Source organism: Shewanella vesiculosa, from assembly GCF_009994065.1.
Lineage (GTDB): Bacteria > Pseudomonadota > Gammaproteobacteria > Enterobacterales > Shewanellaceae > Shewanella > Shewanella vesiculosa.
Map to the genome: position 1 here is coordinate 1 of NZ_JAACSD010000022.1, position 26,381 is coordinate 26,381.

At 42.3% G+C, this 26,381-nt stretch carries 26 protein-coding genes; 11 read left to right on the forward strand and 15 right to left on the reverse strand.

Features of this window, described 5'->3' with window-relative positions:
* Nucleotides 1-376: 376 nt before the first annotated feature.
* Both GW828_RS17965 and GW828_RS17970 read left to right on the forward strand, forming a co-directional pair.
* Nucleotides 377-922 carry a gamma carbonic anhydrase family protein gene (locus tag GW828_RS17965; protein WP_182723685.1) on the forward strand — a complete coding sequence of 182 codons (546 nt, stop codon included), beginning with the start codon at nt 377-379 and terminating at the stop codon, nt 920-922.
* A gap of 285 nt (nt 923-1,207) precedes the next feature.
* On the forward strand, nt 1,208-2,464 hold the full coding sequence (locus tag GW828_RS17970) for a sensor domain-containing diguanylate cyclase (protein ID WP_273059488.1): 1,257 nt from the start codon (nt 1,208-1,210) through the stop codon (nt 2,462-2,464).
* Nucleotides 2,465-2,469: 5 nt separating this feature from the next.
* Here the strand turns inward: GW828_RS17970 and GW828_RS17975 are convergent, their stop codons facing one another.
* The 4 genes from GW828_RS17975 to GW828_RS17990 are packed head-to-tail and all read right to left on the reverse strand — an operon-like array spanning nt 2,470 to nt 6,270.
* Nucleotides 2,470-2,730 (reverse strand): DUF1488 family protein, encoded by a 261-nt coding sequence (locus GW828_RS17975; protein ID WP_124016538.1) that lies wholly within the window; start codon nt 2,728-2,730, stop codon nt 2,470-2,472.
* Nucleotides 2,730-3,563 (reverse strand): shikimate dehydrogenase, encoded by an 834-nt coding sequence (gene aroE, locus GW828_RS17980; protein ID WP_273059491.1) that lies wholly within the window; start codon nt 3,561-3,563, stop codon nt 2,730-2,732. Before aroE ends, GW828_RS17975 begins: the two co-directional genes overlap by 1 nt.
* 56 nt (nt 3,564-3,619) lie before the next feature.
* Nucleotides 3,620-4,879: an amidohydrolase family protein gene (locus tag GW828_RS17985; protein WP_273059492.1), complete on the reverse strand. Its 1,260-nt coding sequence runs from the start codon at nt 4,877-4,879 to the stop codon at nt 3,620-3,622.
* 11 nt (nt 4,880-4,890) lie between these two features.
* A complete protein-coding gene (locus GW828_RS17990) occupies nt 4,891-6,270 on the reverse strand; it encodes an amidohydrolase (protein WP_273059493.1) in 1,380 nt (459 codons plus the stop codon).
* Between the two features lie 158 nt (nt 6,271-6,428).
* Between GW828_RS17990 and GW828_RS17995 the strand changes: the two genes are divergently transcribed.
* Nucleotides 6,429-6,863, forward strand: coding sequence for a group II truncated hemoglobin (locus tag GW828_RS17995; RefSeq protein ID WP_273059494.1), 435 nt, complete (start codon nt 6,429-6,431; stop codon nt 6,861-6,863).
* Between the two features lie 24 nt (nt 6,864-6,887).
* Here GW828_RS17995 and hemF read toward each other — a convergent pair whose 3' ends face one another.
* From hemF to GW828_RS18025, 6 genes are read right to left on the reverse strand one after another with little or no spacing between them, the layout of a single operon-like run.
* A complete protein-coding gene (gene hemF / locus GW828_RS18000) occupies nt 6,888-7,820 on the reverse strand; it encodes an oxygen-dependent coproporphyrinogen oxidase (protein WP_273059495.1) in 933 nt (310 codons plus the stop codon).
* A 4-nt stretch (nt 7,821-7,824) separates the two neighbouring features.
* Nucleotides 7,825-8,391 (reverse strand): L-threonylcarbamoyladenylate synthase type 1 TsaC, encoded by a 567-nt coding sequence (tsaC, locus tag GW828_RS18005; protein WP_124016544.1) that lies wholly within the window; start codon nt 8,389-8,391, stop codon nt 7,825-7,827.
* Between the two features lie 38 nt (nt 8,392-8,429).
* The gene (locus GW828_RS18010; protein ID WP_124016545.1) at nt 8,430-8,993 is read right to left on the reverse strand and encodes a DNA topoisomerase family protein; all 564 of its coding nucleotides are present in this window, start codon (nt 8,991-8,993) and stop codon (nt 8,430-8,432) included.
* 59 nt (nt 8,994-9,052) lie between these two features.
* On the reverse strand, nt 9,053-9,526 hold the full coding sequence (locus tag GW828_RS18015; protein WP_182698816.1) for a DUF494 family protein: 474 nt from the start codon (nt 9,524-9,526) through the stop codon (nt 9,053-9,055).
* A gap of 2 nt (nt 9,527-9,528) precedes the next feature.
* On the reverse strand, nt 9,529-10,617 hold the full coding sequence (dprA, locus tag GW828_RS18020; RefSeq protein ID WP_475909078.1) for a DNA-processing protein DprA: 1,089 nt from the start codon (nt 10,615-10,617) through the stop codon (nt 9,529-9,531).
* An 11-nt stretch (nt 10,618-10,628) separates the two neighbouring features.
* A complete protein-coding gene (locus GW828_RS18025) occupies nt 10,629-11,735 on the reverse strand; it encodes a LysM peptidoglycan-binding domain-containing protein (RefSeq protein ID WP_124016547.1) in 1,107 nt (368 codons plus the stop codon).
* A 126-nt stretch (nt 11,736-11,861) separates the two neighbouring features.
* Here GW828_RS18025 and def point away from each other — a divergent pair, with 126 nt between their 5' ends.
* The 5 genes from def to GW828_RS18050 are packed head-to-tail and all read left to right on the forward strand — an operon-like array spanning nt 11,862 to nt 17,498.
* Nucleotides 11,862-12,374: a peptide deformylase gene (def, locus tag GW828_RS18030; RefSeq protein ID WP_220487684.1), complete on the forward strand. Its 513-nt coding sequence runs from the start codon at nt 11,862-11,864 to the stop codon at nt 12,372-12,374.
* Nucleotides 12,375-12,382: 8 nt separating this feature from the next.
* Nucleotides 12,383-13,339: a methionyl-tRNA formyltransferase gene (fmt, locus tag GW828_RS18035; RefSeq protein ID WP_273059496.1), complete on the forward strand. Its 957-nt coding sequence runs from the start codon at nt 12,383-12,385 to the stop codon at nt 13,337-13,339.
* Nucleotide 13,340: 1 nt separating this feature from the next.
* Nucleotides 13,341-14,624 (forward strand): 16S rRNA (cytosine(967)-C(5))-methyltransferase RsmB, encoded by a 1,284-nt coding sequence (gene rsmB / locus GW828_RS18040; protein WP_273059497.1) that lies wholly within the window; start codon nt 13,341-13,343, stop codon nt 14,622-14,624.
* 16 nt (nt 14,625-14,640) lie between these two features.
* Nucleotides 14,641-16,050, forward strand: a complete 1,410-nt coding sequence (gene trkA, locus GW828_RS18045) for a Trk system potassium transporter TrkA (RefSeq protein ID WP_124016551.1) — start codon at nt 14,641-14,643, stop codon at nt 16,048-16,050.
* Nucleotides 16,051-16,055: 5 nt separating this feature from the next.
* Nucleotides 16,056-17,498: a TrkH family potassium uptake protein gene (locus GW828_RS18050; protein WP_273059498.1), complete on the forward strand. Its 1,443-nt coding sequence runs from the start codon at nt 16,056-16,058 to the stop codon at nt 17,496-17,498.
* Between the two features lie 5 nt (nt 17,499-17,503).
* Here the strand turns inward: GW828_RS18050 and hemG (GW828_RS18055) are convergent, their stop codons facing one another.
* Nucleotides 17,504-18,055, reverse strand: coding sequence for a menaquinone-dependent protoporphyrinogen IX dehydrogenase (gene hemG / locus GW828_RS18055; RefSeq protein ID WP_273059499.1), 552 nt, complete (start codon nt 18,053-18,055; stop codon nt 17,504-17,506).
* A gap of 198 nt (nt 18,056-18,253) precedes the next feature.
* Here hemG (GW828_RS18055) and GW828_RS18060 point away from each other — a divergent pair, with 198 nt between their 5' ends.
* Entirely contained in the window at nt 18,254-18,559 is a 306-nt protein-coding gene (locus GW828_RS18060; protein ID WP_124016554.1) for an ArsR/SmtB family transcription factor, read from the forward strand.
* A 104-nt stretch (nt 18,560-18,663) separates the two neighbouring features.
* Here the strand turns inward: GW828_RS18060 and hemG (GW828_RS18065) are convergent, their stop codons facing one another.
* From hemG (GW828_RS18065) to pepQ, 4 genes are all read right to left on the reverse strand, one after another.
* A complete protein-coding gene (hemG, locus tag GW828_RS18065; RefSeq protein WP_182698820.1) occupies nt 18,664-19,194 on the reverse strand; it encodes a menaquinone-dependent protoporphyrinogen IX dehydrogenase in 531 nt (176 codons plus the stop codon).
* Nucleotides 19,194-20,651 carry a TrkH family potassium uptake protein gene (locus GW828_RS18070; RefSeq protein WP_124016556.1) on the reverse strand — a complete coding sequence of 486 codons (1,458 nt, stop codon included), beginning with the start codon at nt 20,649-20,651 and terminating at the stop codon, nt 19,194-19,196. Before GW828_RS18070 ends, hemG (GW828_RS18065) begins: the two co-directional genes overlap by 1 nt.
* Nucleotides 20,652-20,723: 72 nt before the next feature.
* The gene (locus GW828_RS18075; protein WP_273059500.1) at nt 20,724-21,338 is read right to left on the reverse strand and encodes a YigZ family protein; all 615 of its coding nucleotides are present in this window, start codon (nt 21,336-21,338) and stop codon (nt 20,724-20,726) included.
* Complete coding sequence (gene pepQ, locus GW828_RS18080; RefSeq protein WP_273059501.1) at nt 21,331-22,650, reverse strand: Xaa-Pro dipeptidase; 1,320 nt, start codon at nt 22,648-22,650, stop codon at nt 21,331-21,333. The genes GW828_RS18075 and pepQ overlap by 8 nt, the downstream gene beginning before the upstream one ends.
* A gap of 235 nt (nt 22,651-22,885) precedes the next feature.
* Between pepQ and fadB the strand changes: the two genes are divergently transcribed.
* Entirely contained in the window at nt 22,886-25,036 is a 2,151-nt protein-coding gene (gene fadB / locus GW828_RS18085; RefSeq protein ID WP_273059502.1) for a fatty acid oxidation complex subunit alpha FadB, read from the forward strand.
* A gap of 22 nt (nt 25,037-25,058) precedes the next feature.
* A complete protein-coding gene (gene fadA, locus GW828_RS18090) occupies nt 25,059-26,222 on the forward strand; it encodes an acetyl-CoA C-acyltransferase FadA (protein WP_124016560.1) in 1,164 nt (387 codons plus the stop codon).
* Nucleotides 26,223-26,381: the final 159 nt, after the last annotated feature.

Sequence of the window (26,381 nt, forward strand, 5' to 3'; positions counted from 1 at the left end):
TACCTGTGAATGTCCACACAGATTTCTTGTTTAGATTGTTAAAGAACGTGATGTCGATTTTTCAGACATCGCCGTAAGACGCTAGGTCGTTGGCTTGGGCTGCGTATTCTACGCTTTCCCGTGTCGGCGTCAAGTGTTTTTTCAAACTTTCTTTTCGCCTGAATCCAGTGATATGAACCACTTAACTCAACCCAACTCGGTGACTGCTTTCGCTGTCTGCCGTGTCAGTGGATGCGCATTATAGGCACCACAAGATTTTGTGCAAGGCCTTTTTTGAGGTTATTTGTTATTTTTGGCTTGTTTGCGGATAATTTAGCCTGACCAGCTAGTTTTTAAGCATTATACTGTCACAAACCATGAATATATAAGGATTGTTATGTCTACTAATGTAAGAACTTACCAAGGAATTCACCCCAATTTGGCTGATAACGTCTATGTTGATGAGTCTGCGGTACTTGTGGGCGATATAAAACTAGACCATGACGCAAGTGTTTGGCCATTAGTTGCCGCCCGTGGTGATGTGAATAAAATCCGCATTGGTAAACGCAGTAATGTTCAAGATGGCAGTATATTGCATGTCACGCGTAAATCGCCTTCTAACCCTGAAGGAAATCCCTTGATTATCGGTGACGATGTGACTATTGGTCATAAGGCAATGTTGCATGGCTGCAAGATTGGTCATCGTGTATTAATAGGAATGGGTGCGATCTTACTTGATGGGGCCATAGTAGAAGATGACGTGATTGTTGGAGCGGGTTCATTAGTACCACCCAATAAAGTTTTGCAGAGTGGTTATTTGTATGTTGGCAGTCCTTGTAAACAAGTTCGTCCTTTAACTGACGCAGAACGAGCCTTCTTGCCAATGTCTGCAGATAACTATGTTCGTTTAAAAAATGAATACTTAGTGGATTTACAGCAATAGAGAAACGCCATGTAAGCGATATAGATCTGTATGAAGTTGGTCTATATCGTTTTAAGTTTTGTCTAAATGAGTTATTCAACACATTTATATTATTGGCTTAACCACTATAGTGATGAACAAGATAGAGAGTTATTAACACATACAGTATGATTTATACTGCCATTATCGTACGAATGCTGATCACTAGGGTTAAATTAGTAGAGGCGACAACTTAACTTGATATAAAACTGACACGATGTTTAATCGTTAAGTCGTTTTAGCTATTTATAACCCAGGATGTTTGAAGTGAATACCAGAGGTCTGATTAATAATAAACACATCGCCTATGTCGATTTTACCAGTCACCTACTGTTGCTTGCAGTACCTTTATCGCTATTTATTATTATCTTCACATTCGCCATACCTAATAATTCGTTCTTTTATCTATCTCTATTCCTTGTTTGTGGTGTTTACACACTGAGTTATGGCATCGCTTATCACATTCATAAACAGAATATTTTGCGGCTTTGGCAGCATTTAGAGCAAGTTATCCATATTAACGACACTACTTATGAGTTAGTTAATTTATCGAGCCAATACAATTCTGAAAATGCCTTCTTAGACGCCCTACTACAAAAAGCGGTTATTGCTATAAATGATGCCGAAATGGGCAGTATGATTTTGGTTGATAAGAACACCAGTAGATTACAATTTGAATCGGTTGTGGGCTTAGATTTAGAGGCTTTGCGAAAAATAAATTTTACTTTAGAGGAAACCTTTCAATTTCGAAGCACGAATGGGCGCTGTGATAAAGCCGTTGTGATTAACAATATGAAAAACATCAATGCTAAAAGTACTCTCACTAGCGATGATCAACACGCACTCTTACATGCTTCAACAAAGCCGATTTGCTCAACCTTATCGAGCCCTATACGCATTGACGGTAAACTTTATGGAATGATGAATTTAGACAGTAGCAAGATGGAAGCCTTTGGTGATTATGATATAAATCTGGTTAATATTCTTACATCAGAAGCAGCTAACGCAATTTCACTGTATCAGAAGTCTAAAAAAATCGAAATCATGGCAGATTATGATGGACTAACTGAGCTATATAACCGGAAGAAATTTGATAGCGCGATTTTACAATGGCAACATGAGCCAGACTTAGCCAGCTACATTATTATTTTAGATATGGATAATTTAAAGCCGCTAAATGACCAACATGGACATCAGGCGGGTGACAATGCATTAAAAGCCTTTGCGCAATCATTAAAAAAGCTATGGCACTCTGAATTTTTGCTTGCTCGTTATGGTGGCGATGAATTTGTTGCATTATGCCGTGGCCCTATAGAAATCATCGAAAAACAAATCAGCCAACTGCAACAAGACTTAGCGGCTTTATCGCCGGGAATTCACTTTAGTTTCGGGATTGCGCACTATGTTCAAGATTGGGCAAGCGCCTTTAAGCAGGCGGATAACAATATGTACATCCAGAAAGGTCTCAAAAAAAGGCCTGCTGCGGAAGGTTGCGCAACTAACAAGATAAATCATACTCATTAGGCACATCACCACACCACTATAATCTCACCGCTGTCGTTAAAAGCTTCTTGTTCAATAAGACTTTCCGCTTTGTCTTCTAAATCAAAACGGCATTGCTCAAATAAACCGGCGGCATTATGTTGACTTACGTCTTGATGATCACAGAGCTTGCTGATAATACCGAAGCTAGCAAAACAGTTAATATTCATGCCCTGCAGCTGCGCAATGAACCTTACTTGATTCGTTTCAATAAACAGCTGATCGGAAAAAATTACGCTTTGATTCATTAATCAGCTACCTTTTGCATCATTGATTCTCGTAGTTGTCGCATAACTGAAGCGGTTTCAGGAACGACACCACGCCATAGGCTAAAACTCTTTGCAGCTTGGCCGACTAACATACCTAAACCATCAGCAGTTTTATGGGCATGTAGATCTTGAGCCCACTGATTAAATACAGTGGTTTGGCGGCTGTAAGTCATGTCATAACAATCAGTAGTTTCATCAACAATAACACTCGGAAGAGCAATTAACTGCCCCGATAAACCGGCTGAAGTTGAATTAATCACTAAATCAAATGGAGATTTGAGGTCATCGATGGGTTTAGCAAAAAAATTACCGTATTCATTAAATAAACTTTGAAGCTGCACTGCTTTTTCGTGGGTCCGGTTACAAATAACGAGCTGAGCCACATTGTGCTGTAAAATAGGCAAAATGCAGCCTCTTGCCGCGCCACCAGCACCCACCAGTAACACTCGTTTACCTTTTAAGGAGCCAAACAGCATTTCGAGGTCATTAACCAAACCAATGCCGTCAGTATTATCACCACCAATTCTGCCATCGGGCAAATTAAACAAGGTATTGACTGCGCCCGCGAGTTTAGCCATATCACTGAGCTCGTCGCACATGGCAAACGCCTGCTCTTTAAAAGGCGCAGTAACATTGGCACCTTTACCACCATCGGCAAAGAATGCCGTTAACCAAGAGTCAAATTGATCGACCGGTGCGAGAATAGCTTCATAGCTTAAGTCTTGCTGAGTTTGCTTGGCAAACTCAGTATGTATAAATGGTGACTTACTTTGGGCTATTGGGTTACCAAATACAGCATACTTATCTGTCATTCGCTTTTTCTCTTCATTAACGATTTAGGGAAACGTCCCACGTAAATCGTGAGATGCTATCGGCTATAGGCTTCAGGCATTGCCGTTTTTTGTAAATAGCGATCACGGAGCTTGTCTTGACGACTGTCTGTGCTTTGCTCCTCTCCTGCAATCCACATCTTTTGCACCTTACTGCTAAACTCGAACGGATCGCCGCTCCATAACACTAAATCTGCAGACTTGCCGACCGCAATCCGCCCAGAGTCTAAATGAAAAATATCCGCCACATTTGCCGTCACAGCAGCAAGGGCATCATCATAATTCATCCCGTTAGCAACCGCATTACCAGCACTAAAACGTAGTGAGTAAATACCATGACTATCACCCGGTAATGCAATGGCTACTTTGACACCCGCGTTTGCTAGTTTACCTGCATTTTCGAGTGAATTATGCAATGCATCGAAACTTTCTGGTAAGTTACGCATGCTATCAATAACCACAGGAATGTTGGCTTGCGCTAGCTTATCAGCCACTAATACAGCATCTGCAGCATTGACCAGGATAAGATCTATGCCTAAGTCTTGTTTAAGTTTAATTAAATGCAAAATATCGCTGGCACGGTCAACGTCGATAATTAATGGTTTTTCACCCGCGAGTACCGCGTGAATAATCTCATCTTCACGACTTGGCACTTCGCTATCATCTTCAGCTGTTTTTTTCGTTTTACTCTTTTTGGCTTGCGCTTTTTTAGCATCTTCAAGTTTATGGATCAATTGCTGCATTCCTGCTGCACGAGAGCCTTCTTCTTTAGCACCTAATGCAACAACTAATCCGGTGTTAGCGGCCAGTATACTGTCCCAATCACCACTTAAGTCTACGGTAAATGTTTGTCCTGCAAAAATGCCTTCGCCACCCCCTGATGACACTACATTACGAGTTATCCCGCCTTTGCGAGCAAATGGCACTGTAGATGCCTTGGGGTTGTAAGCTAAACTAGGATCGAAAACAACATCGGCTTCTTTTTCGTAAGCATCACGTGAAGATGCTACCGCACCAATTTCCACTAAGCCCAAATCATTCATGCTAGCAATAAAACCAGGTGTTAAAATTGCCCCCTTGGCATCGATAATGGTGTCCGCAGTCGGTAATAGAGGATTAATAGCCACAATTTTACCGTCTTCAATCACAACCGAAGCATCTTTTAATACACCTTGTTCGGTGGCGGTATGCACGGTGGCATGAATAATGGCAATAGTTTCAGCCTTAACAGCGCTAGTCACTAAAGCAAGACTCATTGATAAACTCAAAGCAAGCGCAGATTTGTTAAATAATGTCATTGTCTTGCTCCTTATTCCTGACCTAACATAAAGTCACTTTGTGCCTGATAGGCAGGGTCTTGGCGGTCATACACTTTTGCACCATCAATAAATACCTGTTCAGCTTGAGCGTATACGCTAAACGGATTGGTATTCCATACAACCACATCTGCATTTTTACCCTTTTCGAGTGAACCAGTCTTATCGCTAATACCCAATGATTTTGCTGCGTTAGCAGTAATCCAGCCAATCACGTGCTCAGCTTTTAAGTTAAAGCCGTTAGCATTTGCGTTATGCATGATTTTTGCTGTTTCTTGATTAAGGCGCTGTATGGTTACGCCAGAGTCTGAGTGCACGACAGCACAAGAGTTTTTAACCGCATCGACCATAGCAACATTTTCAAGCACCATGTCGTATGCTTCGAGTTTAAAGCCCCACCAATCTGGCCACATAGCAGCACAATTACCATTCTCAGCAAGTAAATCGGCAATTTTATAAGCTTCTACAGCATGATGGAATGTACCGGCGTGATAACCGAACTCCTTACCTAGGTCGATCATCATTGCCATTTCTTCAGCTTTGTAACAATGGTTGTGAATTAAAATATCACCTTCAAGCACACCTTTTAGAGTGTCTTTCATTAAGTCGCGCTCTGGTGCTACAGGGTTCTTACCTGCGGCATAGTCAGCATCATATTTATCCCAAGCACGTTTGTATTCTGTTGCTTGAATAAACGCTGTACGGTACCCCGCCATATTACCCATACGAGTCATAGGTAATTCGTTACGGCTACCATATAAAGATTTAGGATTTTCACCACAGGCCATTTTCAATCCATAAGGCGCAGCTGGGAACTTCATCGCTTGCATGGTTGTCGCGGGAACATTTTTGAGTGTCACCCCACGGCCCCCAATTAGGTTAGCCGAACCCGGTAAAATTTGTAGCGTAGTGATACCACCTTCTCGGGCACGATTAAACCCAGGGTCTTGTGGCCATACACTATGCTCTGCCCATACCTCAGCGGTTACTGGGTTGGTCATTTCGTTGCCATCATTGTGTGACTCAGCATTCGGGCTTGGATAAACACCTAAATGTGAATGGACATCAATAATACCTGGAGTAATCCACTTATCCTTGGCATCGATTACCACAGCACCTGCAGCGGATAGCTGTTGACCAACTGCACTAATTTTGCCGTCTTTTATCAATACATCAGCATTATCAATACGCTCACCAGTACCGGTTAATACAATGGCATTTTTAAGCAGTGTGGTTGAATTAGGCAATATTTGATAAGTACTAGGATACGGATTGGTATTGATTGTGATTTTAGGGTCTTGTTGTGCTGGGCTACAACCTGCTATTACAGTTGATAACGCTACAGCAACCAATGAAGGCATTACTTTTGCCATTTGGCTCTCCTTTTTATTTTTCACCCAATCTAACCAAGTTAACAGCTGAAATACAGCCTAATCGTTAAATAATTGGTATCAAAACGTTAACAAAAAAATAATCCATCGATGGTAATGATTTCGATATAATAACTTCGACACCCCTAATAACTGACAATATGAACTGGTTACGTAAATTATTCACTAAACAGCAAACCGTTGATGACAGAGATACCACACAGTCAAATGCCTACGACCTTATTGGTGGCGACAAGGTGATCCGTGCGATTGCCCATGACTTTTATCAACAAATGCAAACACGTCCCGAAACTCAAGCATTATTAGCGATGCATCGCTCGCCAATACAAGCGTCTGAACAAAAACTGTATGAGTTCTTAAGTGGTTGGTTGGGTGGTCCGCAACTTTATCAGCAAAAACATGGTCACCCGGCATTGCGAGCAAGGCACATACCCTTCGCGATTGATGAATCGATGCGTGATCAGTGGTTAATTTGTATGCGTGCTGCGATCACCAACGCAATAAAAAAGCCTGAACATCAACAAGTGATTATTCAGGCTATTTCGACTTTAGCAGACAATATGCGTAACCGATGACTCATTAGTGCGACATGGCAAGTATTAAGTTTGGACTAACCAATCTTGAGGTTTTAGGTAGATGTCATACAGTTCTGCTTCTGGGCTACCTTGTTCAGGAGTAAATGCATATTCCCAACGCACCAATGGCGGCATCGACATTAAAATAGATTCAGTCCGACCGCCTGTTTGTAGACCAAATAAGGTGCCACGATCATAGACCAAGTTAAACTCAACATAGCGACCACGGCGATAAAGCTGGAACTGGCGTTCGTCATCGCCATATTCTAACTCTTTGTTGCGTTCGACTATCGGCGCATAAGCGTCAATAAAGCCGTTGCCTACCGCTTGCATAAACTCAAAGCTTCGCTCAAAACCTGGTTCGTTAAGATCATCAAAAAACAATCCACCGACACCACGGGTTTCATTACGATGCGGTAAGAAGAAGTACTCATCACACCATTTTTTGTACTTTGGATAAACATCTTCACCAAATGGATCGCAAATATCTTTAGCCGTTTGATGCCAACTAACCACATCTTCTTTAAATGGATAGTAAGGGGTTAAATCAAACCCACCACCAAACCACCACACAGGATCAGCGCCCTCTTTACTGGCAATAAAAAAACGCACGTTAGCATGAGTCGTCGGTATATAAGGATTATTAGGGTGAATAACCAATGACACCCCCATAGCTTCAAAACTGCGGCCAGCTAACTCTGGACGATGAGCAGTGGCCGATGCGGGCATAGCCGCCCCCATCACATGGGAAAAGTTAACGCCGGCTTGCTCAAACACTTGGCCTTGAGTTAATACTCGGCTCGTGCCGCCACCACCTTCTTCACGTTCCCATGAATCGGCTTTGAAGCTGGCTTTACCATCGAGTGGCTCTAAACGCTGACAAATATTTTGCTGTAATGCTAACAAAAAGGATTTTACTTTTTGCACGTCGGGTACTTGAGAACGGTTGTTTGACATAGTATTAGCTTCCACTGCGAATAATTTTACCACTGCGGGCATCAATAATGGTTGATGGCTGACGCTGTTCGCCCAGCTTACCTAAAATCAATGCATCAATTTTATCACTAAAATCTGTGATGATATTTTGTGCATCGACGACCGGTGGCTCACCGGCTAAATTGGCACTTGTCGATACTAAGGGCTTATTAAGGGTGTTACATAACTCTCGCACCACAGGATGTGCTGATATGCGCACAGCTATCGAATCAAATTCACCGCAGAGTAATTTAGATACATGCGGTTTTATTGGCATCACAAAAGTAAAGGGCCCTGGCCACTTTGATTGGGCAAACTGCAACTGCTGCTCCGTTAACTGAGTCAAATCAAGATAAGGTAGAAGTTGCTCAAATGAACTGGCGACCAAGATTAAGCCTTTCTGCCAAGGACGTTGCTTTACGGCCAATAACTTTTCGATAGCACTGTCGTTATCAGGATCACAGCCTAAACCAAATACTGCTTCAGTAGGATAAGCAATAACTCCACCTTGATTGATAACGGAGACGACAGCAGCTGGCTGCAATTGCAACATGGAATTTCCTCGCATCATTTTAATGGTGTAAGCGAAAACTATAAAGCTCGCTTATATTTACAGGATTTTTGCGGACATTCAACTCGACTACCCGCAGCACCTTTACGTTCAACTAAAATCCCGAAGCCACAATCAGGACAAGCTTCATTGTAGGGAGGATAGTTTACGATAAACTTACATTTTGGATAGGCACTGCAAGCAAAAAAAGTCTTACCATAACGACTAGTACGAGATTCAAGGTGACCTTTAGCACACAGAGGACAAGTCAATTTTTCGGCTTGATGAGTATGATCGTGCTTTTCAATATGAGTACATTCAGGGTAGTGAGTGCAACCGATAAAAATACCAAACCGACCAGATTTAACCGCAAGCTCATGACCACACTGCGGACACTGCGACCCACTAATAACTTGAGTCTCTAACGACTCATGTTGCACTAATGGGCGAGTATAATCGCAACTGGGATAATTATTACAGCCGACAAAACTGCCATGCTTACTGTGTTTAACCGACAGTTCAGATCCACAAACAGGACAAAGTTCAAACTCTTTCTCCAGTGCATGCTCGTGGGCAGTAAACAACTGCTGATCAATTTTCGACATCGTGCTCTCAATGAATGATATTGTGAAGATCTAAAAAAGGAGGCTAAGCCTCCTTTGTGTTATGAGTGTAAGCGCCCTTCTGGCTGCTCAAAGATTAAATCTTCCATTTGCTCGTAGGCGGACTCATTTCCAGGCACATTAAATAGTACCATTAATACCACCCATTTGAGATCTTCTAACACTAAAGCGGGTTCGTCTAACTCCATGACACGGTCAATAACCATTTCACGAGTTTCAACACTGAGTACTTGGATCTGCTCTAAAAACAGTAAAAAACCACGACACTCAACATCTAACTTGTCCATTTCCGCTTTAGTATAAATACGGAATGAATGTTGGGCGTGATTACATAAGTACGGTTTATCACTTTCTTGAAGATCGGCAAGATGCTCTAACCAAGAAAGTGCTTTTATAATATCAACTTGATGAAACCCTGCACGGGTTAACTCTTTCGTGAGTTCATCTTCATCAACTAATAGCTCAATTTCACTATGAACGTAATTTTCAAATAAATACATGAGGATATCGAACATGGCTAACTCCTCTTTAGTCTGACGTAACCACCGGGCACTGCTGCAACCCACCCTTGTAACTCAAGTTCAAGCATTTGTATTAACACCAGATCTATTGGTTTTCCACTATCCTCAACCACGGCATCGACTGCAGTTGTTTCATAACCTACACTAGCTAACAGCGGATGAAATGGCAAATCACAAATAGCATTATCCTGTATATGGTGCCGTAGATGCAATTGTTCAAGGTGATAATCGGATAAACAGCTTAATTCTTCTATTATATCGGCAGCAGACTCGACAAGTTTTGCCCCATTTTTAATTAAATCATGACAACCTTGGCTATAGCCGCCTAATACTGATCCTGGCACAGCAAACACTTCACGATTTTGCTCCATTGCCAGCCGAGCACTAATTAACGAACCACTTTTACGACTAGCCTCCACCACAACAGTGCCCAAGCTTAAACCACTAACAATACGATTACGCCGAGGAAAATTCCCCGCAAAGGGCCCTATATCAGGCCAATATTCACTGATCACACAACCAGTATTGATAATGTCTTGATACAAATTTAGATGACGCTTTGGGTATATACACTCTACCCCACAACCCAGTACAGCCATGGTCGTTCCATTAACCGCTAAAGTCGCTTTATGAGCAGCACCATCAATACCCGTCGCCATACCACTGGTAATGGCAAACCCTTGGCTAGCTAAATGACGAGCCAGATCTGCGGCCATATCTAATCCACCCCGGGAGGCATTTCGACTACCAACAATAGCGACACTAGGTAATACCAGCGATTCTATTGACCCTTTAACAAATAATACCAGTGGAGGATCGCTAATTTGTGCAAGCAATGGAGGGTAAAGCGGATCAGAGAGGGTCACAATATAGTGATTAGGCTGTGAATCAAGCCAGGTTAAAGCTTGTTCTACCTTGTTAAAGTCAATATGGCATTTAGCCAACAAGCTTGCTGGTAGCGGCAAAGCCTGTGGTTCAAATTCAAGACGTTGGCGAATTTCTTCAACGTCCATTTGAGTTAATAATTGTTGAACCCGAGCCGGTCCTAGCCCAGATACTGCACAAACAACTAACCAGTCAACCAACTTATCTGAAATTATTCACCTTTTATGGTCAGAGGGTCGGGTTTCATCAGTTTATCGCCAACGCGAACAGGACGATCATTAAACATAATCAAGCCTAAGCTAGTCTTATCAAAAACTTTAAAAATCATCAAATTACCATGAAAAACATCCGGCATTTTATACTCAATATCGTCTGAGAAATTCGCCAATAATTTATCGTAAGAGGAGCGGTCAATGGGGCGAACAGGATTGCCATCATTATCAATAATAATGTTTTCGCCATCACGATACATTGAAAAAACATGTCCAGTCTCAACGCCATCATCGGCGCCACGATCAAGGTAAACGACATCTAACTTACCGGCTTCACGAATGTTACCTATAGTACCGATAATAGAAGTAGCAACATTTAAGTCCGCCGCCTTCGGAATGAAATAAGCCGACATTAACGCTTCATCTTCCACTGGCGCAACATGATAGCCACCTTTAGTCTCGCGTAAACTGCTGAGTAATTTAACTTTTGAAACTGCGCCAGACTCAATGACCCGCCCGCTAGAAGCCAAAATAATTTCTTGGCCTAATAACTCACCGCTATCAGCAGCAAAAAACTCACGACCCGTTTGGTACATTGCAACCTTTAGGCCTTGCTCCAGCTGCGCGTTAACATAAACAATATCATCCACCACATGATGAATTGATGGGCTTTCACCGCTCATTACAATTGGTAATCCTGATAACCAAGTCGGATCTACCACTCTATTTTGTACCAAATAAGGTTTAATTAATGCCAGATCAACCGCCGGGATCGGGCCATCCTTAGACTCTACACGGCCTTCAGGACTTTTTTTAACATGTTGCTTAACCACTAAACGAGGCTGACCATCGATAAAGACTAATGTCAGTCTATCGCCTGGATAAATAAGATGTGGGTTGGCAATTTGCGGATTAACTCCCCACAATTTAGGCCAACGCCAAGGATCATTTAAAAAATATCCGGAGATATCCCACAATGTATCGCCTTTTTTAACGACATACGTGTCAGGATGCCCCGCCTTTAAAGTTAATGTATCAGCGTGGGCCACAAAAATATTTAATGATAAAAAAGCAAGTAAAAGTAAGCGTTTCATGGTGCGGTCCATGTTGTTTAGCTCTTTATTAGAGCTTTTTACTGTTATTGAAAGGCGGTAAGGATTAAAATTACCCTTATCGCAATAGCCAGTATAGCTAACTGGCTGAAATTTGACAGACTTGTTAAGAGTTTATATATGCCATTACTTAATGTTTTACGCTTTCCAGATGAACGTTTACGCACTATTGCTCAGCCTGTAACGGATTTCGGTCCAGAGCTACAGACACAAATAGATAACATGCTAGAAACAATGTACCAAGAAAAAGGAATTGGTCTGGCAGCAACTCAAGTGGATTTTCATCAGCAACTGATTGTGATGGATCTACAAGATGATGTTGAACGACCGACTATTTTTATTAATCCACAAATTGTCGCGAGCAGCGGTGACTTGGCCAATGAAGAAGGTTGCTTATCGGTACCGGGGATTTACGCTAAAGTTGATCGCGCCGAGTTTGTCACCTTAAAAGCACTAGATCGTCACGGTAAAGAGTTTACCGTTGAAGCTGATGAGTTGTTTGCTATTTGTATTCAACATGAAATGGATCACTTAAAAGGTAAGTTATTTGTCGATTATTTATCGCCATTGAAACGCCAACGCATTAAAACTAAGCTTGAAAAAGAAGCTCGTTTAGATGCAAGAGAAGCATAGGAATAAATTTGAAACCGTTAAAAATTATCTTTGCCGGTACTCCGGATTTCGCGGCTGGCCATTTACAGGCACTCATAGACTCAAAACATGAGGTGATTGCAGCTTATACCCAACCCGACAGACCTGCTGGGCGAGGTAAGAAACTCACAGCAAGCCCAGTAAAAGATTTGGCGTTAAAAAATGGAATCGCCGTATTCCAACCCAGCTCATTGCGAAATGAAGAGGCGCAAGCAGAATTAGCCAGCCTTAACGCAGATATCATGGTTGTGGTTGCTTACGGATTGATTTTACCAAAGATAGTACTTGATACCCCGCGTTTAGGCTGTATCAATGTTCACGGTTCAATTTTACCGCGCTGGCGCGGAGCTGCACCAATCCAACGGGCATTATGGGCTGGTGATACACAAACCGGTGTCACCATTATGCAAATGGATGTTGGCCTAGACACTGGTGATATGCTGCTTAAAACGCATTTACCGATCGAAGATATCGACACTTCAGCCAGCCTTTATGAAAAACTCGCCGAGCAAGGGCCAAAAGCCTTAGTACAGGCACTGTTTGGATTAAGTGAAGGTAGCTTAAAAGCAGAAAAACAAGATGAAACATTGGCTAACTATGCTGAAAAGTTGTCAAAAGAAGAAGCGCGTCTTGATTGGCACAAAAGTGCTAAGCAATTATGGCAAGAAATTCGTGCATTTAATCCTTGGCCAGTAAGCTACTTTGATCATCAACAAAGTAGCATAAAAGTGTGGCAGGCAGATTACTCTAATGACAAATGCACCGAATCTCCAGGAACGATTATTGCGGCAACTAAACAAGGGATTGAGGTTGCCACGGCAGATGGTAAGTTAATCATTAAAACCATGCAGCTGCCTAATAAAAAGCCGCTTGATGTGGCCGATATTCTCAATGCTCGTGGTGATTGGTTTACTGCTGGTATATGTATAAACCAAGAGGCCAACTAGCATGAATGTGCGCGCATTAGCAGCCAAAACGATTTATGAAGTACTTGAAAAAGGTATCTCATTATCGGTCGCACTACCCGATCAGCAACAACACCTCGACAATAGCAAAGACAAAGCCTTACTGGCAGAATTATGTTATGGCGTAATGCGCCAATTACCCCAGTTAGATAAATGTGTAAGTGACTGTTTGGCAAAGCCCTTTAAAGGTAAACAACGTATATTGCATCAATTGTTGATTGTCGGTTGTTACCAGCTTTACTTTACTCGTATACCGGCACATGCGGCGATTTCTGAAACGGCAGAAGCCTGCAGACAGCTTCGTTTTGATGGTTTAGTAAAAGTAGTCAATGGTGTATTGCGGACCATTCAGCGTCAAGACGCCGAACTAAATACTGACTCAGACACCTTACGCTTTAACACTCCGGCTTGGTTTATTAAACGCTTACAACAAGCTTATCCTGACAAATGGCAACATATTATTGAGCAGAGCCACCAGCGTCCACCAATGTGGCTGCGCAATAATCAGCAGTTACAAACACGTGACACTTATTTAGCGGCATTAGCTCAATACGATATTCCAGCTCAAGCAGGCCCAAGCCAAGATGCTATATTGCTTGATGCTGCAAAAGATGTGGCTGCACTACCTGATTTTATGGAAGGTGCTGCATCAGTACAAGATGGCGCCGCACAATGGGCAGCAACCTTACTGGCACCGAAAGCTGATGAACTTGTTTTAGATGCTTGCGCCGCACCAGGTGGCAAAAGTTGCCACTTGCTAGAGCTCGCTCCCAATATCAATTTAGTTGCAGTCGACTTTGATCAAAAACGCCTTGCTCGAGTACAACAAAATCTGGACAGGTTGCATTTAAAAGCGCAACTTATTCACGGCGATGCCGCAGATATCCCATCGTGGTGGCAAGGACAGCAATTTGATCGAATATTACTTGATGCACCTTGCTCTGCTACTGGGGTTATTCGTCGTCACCCAGACATAAAGTGGTTACGAAAAAATAGCGACATTGAAGAATTAGCGAATTTACAAAAACAGATACTAGATCATTGCTGGCAATGGCTTAAACCTGGTGGCACATTGTTGTATGCAACCTGCTCTATTTTACCGCAGGAAAATAACCAACAAGTTGAACAATTCCTAGAACGAACAGCGGATGCAAGTCTAATACCGATAGAGCAACAAACTCAGCTCGATGACATCGGTTGGCAAATTTTGCCAGGACAAGACAATATGGACGGCTTTTATTACGCGCGCCTAGTTAAAGCAATTTAAGGATGTACCTCAAGCCATGAAAATTATTATTTTAGGGGCTGGACAAGTTGGCGGCACACTCGCTGAGAACTTGGTCGGTGAAAATAACGACATCACACTCGTCGACAGTGATCGAGCTCGACTCAGACTGTTGCAAGATAAATTTGATTTACGTGTTGTTGTCGGTCATGGCGCCCATCCTAATATTTTAAAAGAGGCAGGCGCAGAAGACGCTGACATGCTCATTGCGGTGACTAACAGTGACGAATGCAACATGGCAGCCTGCCAAATCGCTTATAGCCTATTTGGTACCCCCACAAAGATTGCTCGTATTCGCTCAGAAGCGTATTTGGAACTACAAGATAAACTGTTTATTAACAGCGAAATTAAGAGTGGCGATGCTAAGCCTCGTGGCGGTTTTATTATAGATCAACTCATCGCCCCCGAGCAGTTAGTAACTACTTACATACAAAGATTAGTTGAGTATCCAGGCGCCCTTCAAGTACTTGAATTCGCAAAAGGAAAACTCAGTCTGGTGGCTGTTAAAGCCTATTATGGTGGTCCACTGGTGGGTAATGCACTTGCGACACTTCGCGAACATATGCCCAATATTGATACCCGGGTTGCCGCTATTTTTAGGCAAGGCCGTCCCATCATGCCGCGAGGCACCACGATTATTGAAGCCGATGATGAAGTCTTTTTCGTCGCCGATAGTCGCCATATTCGTGCCGTGATGAGTGAAATGCAAAAGCTGGATAATTCGTACCGCAATATCATGATTGCCGGTGGCGGTAATATTGGTTTTGGTCTGGCCCAAAAGCTGCAACGTACTCATTCAGTTAAATTGATTGAGCACCGTCAAGAGCGTGCTGAGTTACTGTCGGAAAAACTCGAAAAAACCACAGTGTTTTGTGGTGATGCTTCTGACCAAGAATTATTACTAGAAGAAAATATCGATCAAACTGATGTATTTATTGCGGTCACCAATGACGACGAAGCCAATATTATGTCGGCTTTACTCGCTAAACGTATGGGCGCTAAAAAAGTCATGGTGCTAATCCAACGTGAAGCCTATGTCGATATTGTCCAAGAAGCGAATATTGATATTGCGATATCGCCCCAGCAAGCGACAATTTCAGCGCTGTTAACTCATATTCGTCAAGGTGATATCTGTAATGTGTATTCGTTGCGCCGTGGCGCAGCAGAAGCCATTGAAGCGATTGCCCATGGAGACTCAAGTACATCAAAAGTGGTGGGGAAAAAGATTGGCGACATTAAATTACCACCGGGAACCACCATTGGTGCAATCGTCCGTAATGATGAAGTATTAATGGGCCACGATAAAACCGTGATTGAGCAGGGTGACCATGTCATCTTATTCTTAGTAAATAAGAAGTTCATTGGTGACGTCGAAAAACTATTCCAACCTAGTGCTTTTTTCTTTTAGTTATTATGTTTAACGCCAAACAAATCATTTTTATCCTCGGTATTTTCCTCTCAATACTAACCGGATTTATGTTCGTCCCCATGGCTTTTGCACTATTTTATGGTGAAGAGACTATTGGCGACTTTATGATCTCCGGTTTATGTAGCGGATTTATCGCTATTTTGTGCATTCAAAATGGTCGAAACCATCATTTTAATCTCAATATCCGCGACATGTTCATGCTGACGAGTATTACTTGGTTTGTAGTGAGTTTATTTGCCGCACTGCCCTTCACTCTTTATCACGGTATCAATTATACCGACGCGTTCTTTGAGACTATGTCTGGCATTACCACTACAGGCTCGACAGTCATGTCGGGCTTAGACAACATGGACCGTAGCATTCTAGTATGGCGTTCATTACTACAATGGTTAGGTGGCATTGGGTTTATTGTTATGGCAGTAGCAATTTTGCCGTTTCTCAATGTTGGGGGAATGCGCTTATTTAGAACGGAGTCATCTGACTGGAGCGACAAAACCATTCCTCGCACCCAGCATATGGCTAAACACTTGTTTCTTATTTATGTCGTCCTAACACTGCTGTGTACTGTGTCTTATCATATGGCTGGCATGAGTTGGTTTGATGCCATTAATCATGCCATGACAACATTATCAACTGGTGGATATTCAACGTCAGATAGCTCAATGGCAGCCTTTTCGCATTCAGCACATTGGGTAGGTATTGTGTTTATGTTAGCGGGTGGATTACCGTTATTAATGTTTGTACAAACCATACAGCAACGCAGTGTACGCTTATGGAACGACCAACAAGTCATAGGGTTTTTACGCTTTGTATTACTGGTGTCGTTTTCACTCGCTTTTTGGCTATGGCGAGAACAAGATATAGCGTTTATCGATGCACTAAGATTAGCCAGTTTTAATGTCACTTCAGTGATTACCACCACAGGTTACGGCTTAACTGATTATCAATCATGGGGCGCGGTGGCCAGTGTAGTATTTTTATTTTTAATGTTTATTGGCAGTTGTTCCGGCTCGACATCTGGTGGGATAAAAATATTTCGTTTTCAAATCGCATTCTCCATTATGCGTCAACAAATTAAGCAACAATTCCACCCTAATGGTGTGTTTAAAGACAAATATAATGGCCATCGCATTAATGACGATATTGTCCGCTCAATCATGGCATTTTTTATGCTCATGGTTATCGTCATATTAATGCTGTCAATTACTTTAGTGCTCACAGGCTTAGATCCGATGACGAGCTTTACTGGCGCGATAACGGCTGTGACCAACGTAGGGCCAGGCCTTGGGCCAATTATTGGCCCTGCAGGTAACTTTGCCCCGCTGCCAGATGTCGCAAAATGGGCATTAGCAATAGGTATGTTATTAGGGCGCTTGGAAATACTCACTGTTGCGGTATTGTTTCACCCTAAATTTTGGCGTTTTTAGGTTCCTTAAGCAACCACTGCCGCAGAAGATGCTAAATGGCGAATGTGATCAGCATAGACTTTCACATCCTCCCAGTCGGTATAATCGATAATAGCACTGGGATCTGTAGGTCCATCGGTCATTTTCATAATAAGACGGATCATCAAGCTGTCATACCAAGGCCAGGATGGGTAATCGACTTTACCGGCAATAATTTTGACATCTTGTGGTTTCCACGGCGATAAAGTTAAAAACTTCTGTAGGTATTTATTGTTCTCAGGGATACGTTTTTCAGGTTTGCGAGCCACCACATTAACGCAAAAAAAACTATTAGGAAGTTGCGATAAATGTTGCTGATTTATACGTACAAACTCAAATACCGATTTATGATAAGAGCCATAAAGTACACAAGCACCTAAGGCCACAGCTTGATATTTAGACCACTCAATTGGGATCTTATCGTTAAGATTCACCACATCACAATGATCGCCTTTAGATTGAATTTGCTCTGCAATTGCACGGCTAATGTGTGCGGTGTGGCCACCTCGAGAATAATACAACACTAAAATATTGGCCATTTTGCGGCTCTCATTACTGATTAATTTGCCTCAGTTTGGCAAGAAAAGCTTTTTAAAACCTCTGTAACGATCACAAATTAGAAATAGCTCATATATTTAATAGTTAAAATTGAGATCTCGATGATGCGGAAGTATGATGTTAAATAAACACGGCTGTATCCAAACTAGCTGGTCATTAAAAGTCATATAAGGACTCTCATGAAGCAAGATATCGATGTCGCAACAATGCTTAATAATGCAGAAACGGCAGCACAATGGCTCAAAGCCATTGCGAATCCTTACCGCTTAATGATTTTATGTTTACTGCTAGAAAATGAGTTAAGTGTTACAGAGTTAAACGAAACTGTCCCGCTGAGCCAATCTGCCTTGTCACAGCATTTGGCGGTACTGCGAACTCAAGATTTGGTCAACACACGTAAGAGTTCACAAGTCGTTTATTACACACTTAAGAATGAACAAGTTACCGAGGTTATTTCTATTCTACATCGACGCTACTGCGTTTAAAGACTGTGAGGTTTAACCACTATCTAGTTTACACAACATAGGTATTTAAACCATATCGAGCGTTAATAGCGCGTATCATTAGACACGCTATTAATGCTATGAGATTATTTTTGCGCTGCTATCTTTTTAGCATAATCATCCACTTTATCCCAATCAGTAAACTCGAACGTCCCCTTAGTATCAGTCGGCCCTTTGGTCATCCACATGATAAATCGAATCATAAATTTATCGAAGAAACGATAACGAGGATAATCAATTTTACCGGCAAACACCCCTAGCAGCTGAGGCTGCCAAGCGGATAAATCGAGAAACTTCACCATATATGGATTGGTCTCTGGGGTATTTTTCTCAGGTTTTCTTGCCACAACGTTTACGGTAAAAAAACTATTCAGTTTGGTATCAAGTATCGCCTTGTTTTGTGAGGCAAACTTGAACAACTCTGGTCTATGTTTACCGTAGCGAATACTGGCACCTATTACCACTTTATCAGCACAAGCTAATGCATCAGCACTCACCTGTGCCAGATTAACGAGATTAACTTGCTCACCTTGCTCAGTTAATCTTTGTTGAATTTTCTGACAAATGGCTAATGTCTGCCCGTCAACCGTTGAGTATAAAATAAGCGTGTTTAACATTAATTTTTCCAAAATGTTGGAGTGAATAGCACTAATAAGGTGAACACCTCTAAGCGACCGAATAGCATTGCCATGACCAGTACCCACTTTGCACCGTCTGAAATACTCGCATAATTTGATGCAACGTCACCTAAACCTGGGCCCAAGTTATTGATACTTGCAGCGGTTGCACTGAACGCAGTAATGGCGTCCATATCTAAAGCCATCAAAATCACCATACAGACGACAAAGACTAATGCATAAGCAGAAAAGAATCCCCACACAGCATCAATAATTCTATCCGGCAATGCAGTTGAACCAATTTTTATTGAATACAATGCCTTAGGATGTACTAAGCGTTTAAGCTCACGTGAACCTTGCAGAATAAGTAGAATGAATCGAATCACTTTTATGCCGCCACCTGTTGAGCCCGCACAACCACCAATAAAACTGGAAAATATTAATAAAATAGGCAAAAACAACGGCCAGGAATGAAAACTTTCGGTACCAAAGCCGGCGGTTGTGGAAATAGAAACCACTTGAAAAAAGGCATAATCAAGGGTTTTCTCTGGCGTATCGTAAATACCAGACTGATACAAAGTGATAAAACAAATCGCAGTCAACACCAATTGAATCGCAATAATCACCCTAAACTCAGCATCTTTTAAATACACTTTAACGTTAATGCCACGGCGAGTGAATGCAGCGAAGTGTAAGCTAAAATTGACCGCCGCAATCAGCAAGAATATTGCACAAATCACATTGATCAACGGGCTTTGAAAGTAGCCCATGCTGGCATCATGAGTAGAAAAACCACCAATCGCAATGGTCGAAAACGAATGACAAATAGCATCAAAAGCATCCATACCGGCAAAGTAATATGCCAATGCGCAAGCAGAGGTAAGCATAAAGTATATGTACCACAATGCTTTAGCTGTTTCAGCAATACGCGGTGTCACTTTAGTGTCTTTTACTGGCCCCGGTACTTCTGCTTTATATAGCTGCATACCACCAATACCCAGCAAAGGTAGAATAGCGACGGCTAATACAATAATCCCCATACCGCCCATCCACTGCAGCAAATGACGATAAAACAATATTGACTTAGGTAAGTCATCTAAGCCAACAATAACGGTGGCTCCGGTGGTAGTTAACGCTGAAAACGATTCAAAAAAACTGTCGGTCCAACTTAAATCGGGGTTATTAGCAAAAATAAACGGCAGTGCACCTATCGACCCCAAAACGGTCCAGAACAACACCACAATCAAAAAACCTTCACGAGTTCGCAGCTCAGCTTTTTGATGACGATTGGGATACCATAATAAAAACCCTAAAAAAATACTGACAAAAAAAGCCTGAATAAAAGCAGTACCACCACCATCTTTGTACAAGATAGCCACTAATGCTGACGGCAGCATAGTGATTGAAAATAATCCCATCAGCAAACCGGTAATTCTAATAATTGTTTTATATTGCATTAAGGATTCTGTTTAGTTGTGCTGCGTCGGATTTAACAATTGAGTGACATTTTGGCATAAGTTAGTCATAGCTCAAACTGTAAACTTTACTTGTAGCTGGCCCTGAGTCAGAGTCGCTAGCGCTAAGTTAAACGCCTGATGATGTGATTTAGCCAACTCAAGGCGTATTTCAACCCGGTCAGTAAACACTTTATCGATTACTACGCCGTTGTGTTGAGCAACTAAATATTCAATATCAGTTAGTTGAGCATAATGACACACTAAGTTTGCCGGATACCTCAAATGCTTAACCTGAGTTTGTATTTGAGTTAACCCTTGCTTGATACCCGAAGTATAAGCTCGTACTAAACCACCAACGCCTAACTTAGTACCACCAAAATAACGCACAACAATAGCACCAAGCTCACCAATATTTGCGCCTTGTAAACACGCTAACATGGGCTTACCTGCACTACCTGACGGCTCGCCATCATCGCTAGCCCCCATATCAATGGTATTTTCTGGGCTACCAGCAACGAATGCATAACAATAGTGGTTGGCACCTGGATATTGCTGCTTTATGTCAGTAAGTACTAACTTCATATCATTAGCATGCGGGCAATGAAATAACAAAGAGATAAAGCGGCTATGCTTTATCTCTTCTTCTATGACTAGGTTAGCTTGTGGTATTAGGTATGACTCAATCAACTAAACCAGACTCTCTTGTCATATTTTCAACTCGGTTATGATGCACAATCACGTTATCTTCGATGCGGATACCACCGAACGGTCGCAGCTCAGCAACGGTTTGCCAATTAATGGTTTGCTTAGCTGTTGTAGATAGTTGCTCAAGCAAAGTATCTATAATGTAAAGGCCCGGCTCAATGGTGAGCACTTGATTTGCAGCCAATACTCGAGTGCAACGTAAAAAGGGATGTGCTTCTGGCGCCGCGATATGGGTTCCACGTTCATCGTGGGCAAATCCGCCCATATCATGAACTTGTAACCCTAACATATGCCCTAGCCCATGTGGGAAAAAGGCACTAGTAACACCTTGGGCGACTAACTGTTCAGCTGTGCCATTAGCTATGCCAAAATCAATCAGTAACTGGCCTATATGATGGTGTGTCGCAACATGCAGATCGACGTATTTAACTCCTGGCTTCATTTGCCCAATAATGGCTAATTGCACTTTATCTAGGGCGGCAATTAATTCACAAAAACGATTTTTCTCAAATGCGTATGTTCGAGTGATATCGGCAGCATAGCCATGGAAGTTAGCACCTGCATCAATCAAAAATGATAACCGCTGAGCCGGCTTAGCATGCTCTAAAGCGGTGTAATGTAAAATAGCCGCATTTTGATTTAACGCGACAATGTTGCCATAGGGCACTTCGTTTTCACTCTGGCCAATTTCAAGCAAATAGCATTGCTGGATCTCAAACTCGCTGGCACCATTATAAAAAGCATTTTTGGCAGCCAAATGCCCTTTTACCGCAATTTGGTTCGCTCGACGCATGCACTTAAGTTCATACTGAGTTTTATCAGCACGGTGGTAATGTAAGTAGTTCATTACCGCATCAGGATTACGCGCACTAAAACCTAATACATCAGCAACGTCTAAATGCTCACCGATATAAGCCCATGTTGTGAGGTTTTTAGGTAGATAGTCTGCGATACGATCTGGCTTGGTTAATAGCTGAATATCAAAATGTTCAGTCCAAAAAGCCTGCGGTACATCGTTAACCTTATGCCAAAAATCGACCGGACGATAAAAAACTAGCGTTGGCTTGTCTTGGCCATTGGCAATAACCCAACAATTAGCGGTATCTAAAATAGGTAACCAAGCTTTAAATTGCGGGTTAACTTTAAAGGGATAATTTAAGTCATCTAAAAACTGTCGGTGCGGTTGCCCTGAATGAATGACTAAACCCGAGATATTTTCACGCTGACAAATTTCAGCGACACGACGATTTAGTTCGTCGATGTGTGCATGGTATAGATGAGCTAACTGATCCATTGACTATCCCTTTTCATAAGTTTTAACTCAATCAGTCTATCACAAACATAAAAACTCCTCGCTAGATGATAAAAAATTAAACGGCCGTTTAAATTGGGGGTTGTAATTTTTCTCATTTAGTCGCACACTGAGAATTAGCTGGTCAATAGATGGCCGAAACTGCTGTGATTCAAGCTTGATAACTGCACAGTAAATAAGATGTGGAAGTCGCTTTTAAGCAATAAGGAAGCAAGCAATGATTTACCAAAGCCCTACCATTCAGGTTGAGTTACTTGAAGATAATATTGCCAAACTGTGTTTTAACGCACAAGGTTCGGTAAACAAATTTGACAGAGAAACCATAGCCTCCCTTGATGCAGCGCTAGACAGCATCAAACAAAACACCAATATTAAAGCTTTATTGCTGACATCAGCAAAAAGCACGTTTATTGTTGGTGCTGACATCACCGAATTCTTAACCCTTTTCCAACAAGATGATGCAACCTTGCTAGCTTGGGTTGAACAAGCTAACGCGGTATTCAACAAACTTGAAGATTTACCGTTTCCAACAGCTTCTGCTGTTAACGGTTTTGCTCTTGGTGGTGGTTGTGAAACTATTTTAGCAACCGACTTACGCGTTGCCGATACCAATGCTCGCATCGGTTTACCAGAAACAAAATTAGGCCTTATTCCTGGTTTTGGTGGCACTGTGCGTTTACCGCGCGTGATTGGTGCAGATAATGCGCTTGAGTGGATTACCACAGCCAAAGACCAACGCCCAGAAGATGCTTTGAAAGTTGGCGCAATTGATGCCGTTGTAGCCCCAGAAAACCTAGAAGCTGCCGCGATTCAAATGTTGCATGATGCACTTAATGGTAGCCTTGATTGGCAAGCTCGTCGCACCAAAAAGCAATCAGCACTTCAGCTACCTAAACTTGAAGCCATGATGTCTTTTGCAACGGCTAAAGGCATGGTGTTCTCAGTTGCAGGCAAGCATTATCCAGCGCCAATGGCTGCTGTGAATGTTGTCGAACAGGCTGCTGGCTTAGATCGTGACGGCGCGCTAAAAGTGGAAGCACAAGCTTTCATTAAATTAGCGAAAACAGATGTTGCTCAAGCACTAATTGGTATTTTCTTAAATGACCAATTCGTTAAAGGCAAAGCTAAGAAAGCTGCTAAGTTAGCTCATGATGTTAACCAAGCTGCGGTATTGGGTGCGGGTATTATGGGCGGCGGTATTGCTTACCAAAGCGCCAGCAAAGGCACGCCAATTGTCATGAAAGACATCGCTCAGCCTGCATTAGAGTTAGGCTTGAACGAAGCGGCTAAAATCCTTACTACTCAAGTTGCTCGCGGCCGCTCTACGCCAGAGAAAATGGCTAAAGTGTTAAACAACATTACCCCTTCTTTAGATTATGCCGCTATCAAAAATAGCGATATCGTTGTAGAAGCGGTTGTTGAACATCCAAAAGTAAAAGCGACTGTACTTGCAGAAGTTGAGCAATACGTCTCTGAAGATGCGATTATTGCGTCAAACACCTCAACTATCTCAATCAACTTACTGGCTAAAAGCCTGAAGAAACCAGAACGTTTCTGCGGTATGCACTTCTTTAACCCAGTGCACAAAATGCCATTAGTTGAAATTATCCGTGGTGAGCACAGCTCAGAAGAAACCATCGCAACAGTTGTTGCTTACGCGAGCAAAATGGGTAAAACCCCGATTGTTGTTAACGATTGTCCAGGTTTCTTCGTTAACCGCGTATTGTTCCCATACTTTGCTGGCTTTAGTGGTCTTCTTGCCGAAGGCGCTGATTTCGCCGCTGTCGATAAAGTGATGGAAAAACAGTTTGGTTGGCCAATGGGTCCTGCTTACTTACTTGACGTTGTCGGTTTAGATACTGGTCATCACGCCCAAGCCGTTATGGCAGAAGGCTTCCCAGATCGTATGGGTAAAAATGGCAAAGACGCTATCGATATTATGTTTGAAAACAAACGTCTAGGTCAGAAAAACACTAAAGGTTTCTATGCCTATTCTGTTGACCGTCGTGGTAAGCCGAAGAAAGACATTGATACTACAAGCTATGCATTATTAGGCGAAACGTTTGGTGAATTAAAAGCATTCGAGCCAGATGACATCATCGCTCGCTGCATGATCCCAATGATCATCGAAACGGTTCGTTGTTTAGAAGAAGGCATTATTGCATCACCTGCTGAAGGCGATATGGGTCTAGTTTACGGTATTGGTTTCCCTCCATTCCGTGGCGGTGTATTCCGTTATTTAGACACCATGGGCGTAGCAAACTTTGTTGCCCTAGCAGACAAATACGCACATCTTGGTGGCTTATATCAAGTTACCGATACCATGCGTGAACTTGCAGCCAACAACGGTAGTTACTACCAAGCCTAATTAGTGGGAAAGGAATTAAATCATGAAACAAGCTGTTATCGTAGACTGCATTCGTACCCCGATGGGCCGTTCAAAGGCTGGGGTATTTAGAAATGTACGTGCAGAGACTCTTTCTGCAGAATTAATGAAAGCATTATTAGTGCGTAACCCGCAACTAGACCCTAACGACATTGAAGATGTTATTTGGGGTTGTGTGCAGCAAACACTAGAGCAAGGTTTCAACATTGCTCGTAACGCATCATTATTGGCTGGTATCCCTAAAACAGCGGGTGCCGTTACCGTAAACCGTTTATGTGGTTCATCAATGGATGCTCTTCATCAAGCGGCTCGTGCCATCATGACCGGTCAAGGCGACACCTTTATTATTGGTGGTGTTGAACACATGGGTCACGTACCAATGAACCACGGGGTTGATTTTCACCCAGGTCTTGCAAACCGCGTAGCTAAAGCATCTGGCATGATGGGCTTAACTGCCGAAATGTTAGGTAAAATGCACGGCATTACTCGTGAACAACAAGATGCGTTTGCAGTACGTTCTCATCAACGCGCTCATGCTGCCACTATTGAAGGTCGTTTTGCCAAAGAGATTTGGGGCATTGAAGGCCACGACGTAAACGGCGCACTGATCAAAGTAATGACAGACGAAGTAATCCGTCCTGAAACAACACTTGAGTCACTTGCGGGTTTACGTCCAGCATTCGACCCGGTAAACGGTACCGTAACTGCGGGTACATCTTCTGCATTGTCAGACGGTGCTTCGGCGATGTTAGTCATGGAAGAATCTAAAGCTCGTGCATTAGGCTTAACCATTCGCGCGCGTATTCGCTCAATGGCCGTTGCGGGTTGTGATGCAGCTATCATGGGTTATGGTCCTGTACCTGCAACCAAAAAAGCATTAGCTCGCGCTGGCTTATCTGTTGCCGATTTAGATCTTATCGAATTAAACGAAGCGTTTGCGGCACAGTCATTACCTTGTGTTAAAGATCTTGGCTTACAAGATGTTGTCGATGAAAAGATTAACCTTAACGGTGGCGCGATTGCATTAGGTCATCCACTAGGTTGTTCAGGTGCTCGTATATCAACGACTCTGATTAACTTAATGGAAGAAAAAGATGCAACGCTTGGTCTTGCCACTATGTGTATCGGTTTAGGTCAAGGTATCGCAACCGTATTCGAACGCGTATAAGGTTTAAAATCTCTAGCTGATCATTCATCAGCTGCAATGAAAACGAGCCAAACTGGCTCGTTTTTTTTATTTTTAAATTTTTATGCTTTGGCTAATGTTCCACGTGAAACATGTTTTATGAAAAATAAAAAAAGATAAAACAACATAAATTAGTAGCAA

Bases quoted from the DNA above. Each gene is read 5' to 3' on its own strand.
- GW828_RS17965 (WP_182723685.1), top strand. From the start codon at position 377: ATGTCTACTAATGTAAGAACTTACCAAGGAATTCACCCCAATTTGGCT.
- GW828_RS17975 (WP_124016538.1), bottom strand. From the start codon at position 2,730: ATGAATCAAAGCGTAATTTTTTCCGATCAGCTGTTTATTGAAACGAAT.
- aroE (WP_273059491.1), bottom strand. From the start codon at position 3,563: ATGACAGATAAGTATGCTGTATTTGGTAACCCAATAGCCCAAAGTAAG.
- GW828_RS17985 (WP_273059492.1), bottom strand. From the start codon at position 4,879: ATGACATTATTTAACAAATCTGCGCTTGCTTTGAGTTTATCAATGAGT.
- GW828_RS17990 (WP_273059493.1), bottom strand. From the start codon at position 6,270: ATGGCAAAAGTAATGCCTTCATTGGTTGCTGTAGCGTTATCAACTGTA.
- GW828_RS17995 (WP_273059494.1), top strand. From the start codon at position 6,429: ATGAACTGGTTACGTAAATTATTCACTAAACAGCAAACCGTTGATGAC.
- hemF (WP_273059495.1), bottom strand. From the start codon at position 7,820: ATGTCAAACAACCGTTCTCAAGTACCCGACGTGCAAAAAGTAAAATCC.
- tsaC (WP_124016544.1), bottom strand. From the start codon at position 8,391: ATGTTGCAATTGCAGCCAGCTGCTGTCGTCTCCGTTATCAATCAAGGT.
- GW828_RS18010 (WP_124016545.1), bottom strand. From the start codon at position 8,993: ATGTCGAAAATTGATCAGCAGTTGTTTACTGCCCACGAGCATGCACTG.
- GW828_RS18015 (WP_182698816.1), bottom strand. From the start codon at position 9,526: ATGTTCGATATCCTCATGTATTTATTTGAAAATTACGTTCATAGTGAA.
- GW828_RS18025 (WP_124016547.1), bottom strand. From the start codon at position 11,735: ATGGACCGCACCATGAAACGCTTACTTTTACTTGCTTTTTTATCATTA.
- def (WP_220487684.1), top strand. From the start codon at position 11,862: ATGCCATTACTTAATGTTTTACGCTTTCCAGATGAACGTTTACGCACT.
- rsmB (WP_273059497.1), top strand. From the start codon at position 13,341: ATGAATGTGCGCGCATTAGCAGCCAAAACGATTTATGAAGTACTTGAA.
- trkA (WP_124016551.1), top strand. From the start codon at position 14,641: ATGAAAATTATTATTTTAGGGGCTGGACAAGTTGGCGGCACACTCGCT.
- GW828_RS18050 (WP_273059498.1), top strand. From the start codon at position 16,056: ATGTTTAACGCCAAACAAATCATTTTTATCCTCGGTATTTTCCTCTCA.
- hemG (WP_273059499.1), bottom strand. From the start codon at position 18,055: ATGGCCAATATTTTAGTGTTGTATTATTCTCGAGGTGGCCACACCGCA.
- GW828_RS18060 (WP_124016554.1), top strand. From the start codon at position 18,254: ATGAAGCAAGATATCGATGTCGCAACAATGCTTAATAATGCAGAAACG.
- hemG (WP_182698820.1), bottom strand. From the start codon at position 19,194: ATGTTAAACACGCTTATTTTATACTCAACGGTTGACGGGCAGACATTA.
- GW828_RS18070 (WP_124016556.1), bottom strand. From the start codon at position 20,651: ATGCAATATAAAACAATTATTAGAATTACCGGTTTGCTGATGGGATTA.
- pepQ (WP_273059501.1), bottom strand. From the start codon at position 22,650: ATGGATCAGTTAGCTCATCTATACCATGCACACATCGACGAACTAAAT.
- fadB (WP_273059502.1), top strand. From the start codon at position 22,886: ATGATTTACCAAAGCCCTACCATTCAGGTTGAGTTACTTGAAGATAAT.
- fadA (WP_124016560.1), top strand. From the start codon at position 25,059: ATGAAACAAGCTGTTATCGTAGACTGCATTCGTACCCCGATGGGCCGT.